Source organism: Streptomyces katrae, assembly GCF_000966975.1.
GTDB lineage: Bacteria > Actinomycetota > Actinomycetes > Streptomycetales > Streptomycetaceae > Streptomyces > Streptomyces katrae.
In genome coordinates this window covers 1-3,811 of sequence record NZ_JZWV01001126.1, presented here as the reverse complement: position 1 = coordinate 3,811, position 3,811 = coordinate 1, and the positions used below count along the sequence as shown (strand labels likewise).

General features: G+C 73.5%; 4 protein-coding genes. 2 read left to right on the top strand and 2 right to left on the bottom strand.

The window, feature by feature from the left end; genetic code table 11:
- Positions 1 to 55 precede the first annotated feature (55 nt).
- Together VR44_RS42050 and VR44_RS33565 are read right to left on the bottom strand one after the other, a co-directional pair.
- A complete protein-coding gene (locus VR44_RS42050; protein WP_045951422.1) occupies positions 56 to 430 on the bottom strand; it encodes a hypothetical protein in 375 nt (124 codons plus the stop codon).
- A 285-nt stretch (positions 431 to 715) separates the two neighbouring features.
- Positions 716 to 1,804 carry a hypothetical protein gene (locus VR44_RS33565; protein WP_045951421.1) on the bottom strand — a complete coding sequence of 363 codons (1,089 nt, stop codon included), beginning with the start codon at positions 1,802 to 1,804 and terminating at the stop codon, positions 716 to 718.
- Between the two features lie 77 nt (positions 1,805 to 1,881).
- Here VR44_RS33565 and dapE point away from each other — a divergent pair, with 77 nt between their 5' ends.
- Positions 1,882 to 2,961 carry a succinyl-diaminopimelate desuccinylase gene (dapE, locus tag VR44_RS33560; RefSeq protein ID WP_045951420.1) on the top strand — a complete coding sequence of 360 codons (1,080 nt, stop codon included), beginning with the start codon at positions 1,882 to 1,884 and terminating at the stop codon, positions 2,959 to 2,961.
- A 64-nt stretch (positions 2,962 to 3,025) separates the two neighbouring features.
- Positions 3,026 to 3,784, top strand: coding sequence for an LOG family protein (locus VR44_RS33555; protein WP_045951419.1), 759 nt, complete (start codon positions 3,026 to 3,028; stop codon positions 3,782 to 3,784).
- Positions 3,785 to 3,811: the final 27 nt, after the last annotated feature.

Here is a 3,811-nt window from a genome sequence, read left to right as displayed (position 1 = left end):
ACCGGGAGCTGTGCGCTCCCGGCCCCTCGGCGTTCCGCGGGGATGTGCGGCGGGCTCAGCCGCCCAGCGGCAGGGAGCCCAGCGGCAGGGAGCCCGGCAGGTCGTGACCCACCGGCAGGTCGTGACCCACCGGCAGCTGCGACACCGGCAGCCCGCCCAGCATCTGGCCCGCGCTGCCCGCCACCTCGGAGGCGGGGGCGGCGGCCGGGACGGCCTTGGTGGCGGTGCCCGCGACGTCGGCGGCCGCGCCGGTGGCCGCCCCGGTCGCGGCGTGGGCGTCGGCGGAGTCCGGGGCGGCGAGCGTGCCCAGCTGCGGCACGGACTCCAGGCCCGCGGCGCTGGCCGCGCCGGCCGCACCGACCACGGGCGCGGTGCCGGCTGCGAGGAGAAGCGCGGCGCGGGCGATCCGGCGGGTCAGGGGGAGGGACATGATGCTCCTAAGCGGTAGCGGCTGAGTACGCCGTGTACAACCGCTCCCGGGGGGCGCCGAGTTGCGGACCGGCCGGGTAAAGGATCAGTAACGCATCGTTTAATCGGCTTCCGTGACAAGCCCATCGGACCCGCGCCCACCAGGGCATCTGCCGTCAACGCGGCCGGGGGCGAGGAGTACCCGGCCACCCCCTCCCGGGGGACGGGCCGCACGCGCGAACGATCGCGTCCCGTCGGCGGGACGGCGCCCGGCGGCCCCGCACGCCCCCCGCACCGGTACCCGGCCTCAGCCCGTGCCGCGCGGGAGGAAGATCCGCACCTGTCCCGGCACCGCCTCGTACGGGTCGGGCGCCGCGTTCCCCTTCGTACCGCCGGCCCCCTTGCGCTGCCACGCGCCCCGGTTCTGGCCCGCGGCCCAGACGGAACCGTCGTACGAGACCCGGGCGATGCCCAGGTCCCTGGACCGGGCCACCGCCCAGTGGGCCATCGCCCGGCCGCGCCGGGCCTCCGCCGCACCGCCGCCGTCCTTCAGCCAGAGGTCCACCTCCGCCTCCGGGACGGCCGCCGGCTGCGAAGGCCCCGCCGCCGCACCGCCCGCCGCACCGGCGGAGCCCGCCGAGGGGCTCGCCACGGCCTTGGGGGAGGGGCTCTCCCCGGTCTTCGCCCCCGCGTGCAGCGCGGGCCGGCCCGCGGACAGGGCCTCCTTGCCGAACGCCCGGGCCAGCTCCGTACGCACCTTCTCCGGGTCGCCCTTCGCCGGCGCCGGACCCGAGCAGGTCAGCGTGGCCGTGGTCTCGCCCTCGCCGAAGGCGGCCGTCACCACCGTCGCGTCCGGCTCGTGCTTGGCGTACGCCTGCGGGAACCCGCTGAGCTGCACCCGCTGCGCCGCCACCGTCAGCGGCAGCCGGGTGTATCCCTTGACCTCCACGAGCCGGTCGTAGAAGATCCCCGCCGAGTACACCGGGTCCATGATCTGCTCCGGGGTGCCCCAGCCCTGCGAGGGCCGCTGCTGGAACAGGCCCAGCGAATCCCGGTCGCCGTGGTCGAGGTTGCGCAGCCCCGACTCCTGCATCGCCGTCGCCAGCGCGATCGTCACCGCCCGGTCCGGGAGCCCCTTGGAGATCCCGACGGCGGCTATCGTCGCGGCGTTCGAAGCCTGCTCGGGACTCATCCCGTACGTCTGCACGGCCCCCCCGGAGCCGCCCGCCGAGCCCTTCGCCGTCACCTCGCAGTACGGGGCGCCCGCCCCGCCGTTGGAATAGTGGTGCACCAGGACGTATCCGATCACCGCGAGCAGGACGGCCAGACCCACGGCCGCGCGGAGCGGCCCGCGGCGGCGGGGACGGGGGCGATCGGTCTCGGACACGCGGCCCACCGTACTTGAGGCCGATAACGCGTCCACCGACCGGACGCTGCCGGTACCCGCCCATCCCGGGGCGTTAGGGTCGGTTCATGTCCGAATCCGAGCTCGACCTGACCCTCGACGCCGCCGGGCTGACCGCCCGCCTCGTCGACATCCCCTCCGTGAGCGGCGACGAGAAGGTCCTCGCCGACCTCGTGGAAGACGCCCTGCGCCGCCTTCCGCACCTCACCGTCGACCGCCACGGCAACAACGTCGTCGCCCGTACGCACCTCGGCCGCGCCGAACGCGTCGTACTCGCCGGGCACCTCGACACCGTGCCGATCGCCGCCAACGTCCCGTCCCGCCTGGACGAGAACGACGTCCTGTGGGGCTGCGGAACGACGGACATGAAGTCCGGGGTCGCCGTACAGCTGCGGATCGCCGCCACCGTGCCCGAGCCCAACCGCGACCTCACCTTCGTCTTCTACGACCAGGAGGAGGTCGCCGCCGACCTCAACGGCCTCGGCAAGGTCGCCGCCGCCCACCCCGACTGGCTGGCCGGCGACTTCGCCGTCCTGCTGGAGCCCTCCAACGCCGAGGTCGAGGGCGGCTGCCAGGGCACCCTGCGCGTCCTGCTGCACACCCGCGGCGAGCGCGCCCACTCCGCCCGCAGCTGGATGGGCTCCAACGCCATCCACGCCGCGAGCCCCATCCTGGCGAAGCTGGCCGCCTACGAGCCCCGCAAGCCGGTCATCGACGGGCTGGAGTACCACGAGGGCCTCAACGCCGTCCGCATCGAGGGCGGCGTCGCCAACAACGTGATCCCCGACGCCTGCACGGTCACCGTCAACTTCCGCTACGCCCCCGACCGCAGCGAGGCCGACGCGCTCGCCCACGTGAAGGAGGTCTTCGCCGACTGCGGGGTCGACGCCTTCACCGTCGACGACTCCTCGCCCGGCGCCCTCCCCGGCCTGTCCCACCCGGCGGCCGCCGCGTTCATGGAGGCCGTCGGCGGCCACGCCATGCCCAAGTTCGGCTGGACGGACGTCTCCCGCTTCAGCGCCCTCGGCGTCCCCGCCGTCAACTACGGTCCGGGCGACGCGCTGCTGGCGCACAAGGTCGACGAGCGGGTCGAGACCAAGGCGATCCTGCACTGCGAGGAACGACTCCGCGCCTGGCTGACCTCGTAAATTCCCCCTCCCGTCACTTTTGTGCGCCTAACCTGATCCAACGATCAGCAGGAGGGAGCACATCATGGGCAACTCCGAAGGCAACGGGCGCCGGCGCCCCGAGGAGCAGCAGCTCGGGCCGGTGCTGCGCAGGCGGGGTCAGGTGCAGGCGGGCAGTACGACGGACCAGCGGCTGCTGGACTCGGCCGGCCCCTCCGAGTGGGTGCACACCGACCCCTGGCGGGTCCTGCGCATCCAGTCGGAGTTCATCGAGGGCTTCGGCACGCTCGCCGAGCTGCCGCCCGCGATCAGCGTGTTCGGCTCGGCCCGTACCCCGGTGGGCTCGCCGGAGTACGAGGCCGGCGTACGGATCGGCAGCGCACTGGTCGAGGCCGGCTTCGCCGTCATCACCGGCGGCGGCCCGGGCGCGATGGAGGCGGCCAACAAGGGCGCCCGCGAGGCGAACGGCATCTCGGTCGGCCTCGGCATCGAGCTTCCCTTCGAGCAGGGGCTCAACCAGCACGTCGACCTCGGGCTGAACTTCCGGTACTTCTTCGTCCGCAAGACGATGTTCGTGAAGTACAGCCAGGGGTTCGTGGTGCTGCCCGGCGGGTTCGGCACCCTGGACGAGATGTTCGAGGCGCTGACCCTGGTGCAGACGCAGAAGATCACCCGGTTCCCGATCGTGCTCTTCGGCACGGAGTACTGGGGCGGGCTCGTCGACTGGCTGCGCAACACGGTCATCGCCCAGGGCAAGGCCTCCGAGAAGGACCTCTACCTCTTCCACCTCACGGACGACGTGGACGAGGCGATCGCCCTGGTGACGAAGGAAGTCGGCAAGTAACGGGCGCCCTCGGGCGCGGGCCGGCTC